The 1210-nt window shown below is 70.0% G+C and carries 2 protein-coding genes; one reads left to right on the forward strand and one right to left on the reverse strand.

The genetic code is table 11. The annotated features are described in order from the left end of the window. Nucleotides 1-550 (forward strand): WYL domain-containing protein (locus GSF22_RS33660; RefSeq protein WP_208817928.1); only part of this gene is annotated, 550 nt, incomplete at its 5' end. 79 nt (nt 551-629) lie between these two features. Here the strand turns inward: GSF22_RS33660 and GSF22_RS33665 are convergent. Next, complete coding sequence (locus GSF22_RS33665) at nt 630-1058, reverse strand: Hsp20/alpha crystallin family protein (RefSeq protein ID WP_208817929.1); 429 nt, start codon at nt 1056-1058, stop codon at nt 630-632. Nucleotides 1059-1210 lie beyond the last annotated feature (152 nt).

A 1210-nucleotide genomic window follows, 5' to 3' on the forward strand; every position in this document is an offset into this window, starting at 1 on the left:
GGCCGACGCCGTCTGGCAGCAACGGCAGGTACGGGTGCGCTACCAGCGGTGGAAACAACCCCGCGACATCACCCGCACCCTCGACCCGCTCGGCGTGGTCTGCAAAGCCGGCCGCTGGTACCTCGTCGCCGCCACCGAGGGACAGATCCGCACCTACCGGGTGGCGTCGGTACGCGACACCGTCGTCCTCGACGACGGGTTCACCCGACCCGACGGGTTCCGGCTCGCCGACTACTGGCACGACTGGACCCGCCGCTACGAGGCCGACGTCTACCGCGACACCGCCACCATCCGGGTCACCCCCGCCGCCCTCGCACAACTGGTGCACCTGCTACCACCGGCGATGAGCCGCGCCGCCCGGCAGGCCGCCGGACCACCCGACCCCGACGGGTGGATACCGACCACCGTGCCCATCGAATCGATCCGCCACGGCCACACCGAACTACTCAAACTCGGCGCGCAGGTCGAGGTACTCGACCCACCCGAACTGCGCCGACAGCTCGCCGACACCGCCCACGCCCTGGCCCGGCTGTACCCACCGCCCGGGTGAAACCGGGACGCCACAAGCTCGGACGCCGCCGCCCCGGGACGCTGGTCACCGCGTCCCGGGGCGGCGGCGTCCCCACAGCTCAGGCGTCGATCTCCCGGCGGCCGTGGCCGTTGCCGGTGGCCACCGCCACCCGCCGCGGCCGGGCCCGCTCCGCCACCGGGATCCGCAACGTCAACACCCCGTTGTCGTACCCGGCTTCGAGCCGATCGGTGTCCAGGGTGTCGCTGAGGAACAACTGGCGGCTGAACGTACCCATCGGACGTTCTGCCGCGACCAGTTCGACCGTGTCGCCGGTGGGCCGGCGCCGCTCGGCGCGAACGGTCAGCACGTTGCGCTGCACCGTGCAGTCGATGCTGTCCGGGTCGACACCCGGCAGGTCGAAGGCGGCGTAGAAGAAGTCACCGTCGCGGTAGGCGTCCATGTGCATCACCGCCGGCCGCGCGGCCGTACCGAAGAACTGCTCCGCGATCCGGTCGATCTCCCGGAACGGGTCGGTACGCATCAACATCGTCAAGCCTCCTCGGTTTCTCCAGGGCCGAAGGTCCAAGGTTGAGTCCAACCGACTCAACTCCCTGGTTCCTATATAACCCCAACCCCGAACCCCGTCAACCCACCAGCTCCTTCTCGAACCAGTGCTGCGCGTACGGCCCCCACGTGTAC

Source organism: Micromonospora echinofusca, from assembly GCF_017614955.1.
Classification (GTDB): domain Bacteria; phylum Actinomycetota; class Actinomycetes; order Mycobacteriales; family Micromonosporaceae; genus Micromonospora; species Micromonospora echinofusca_A.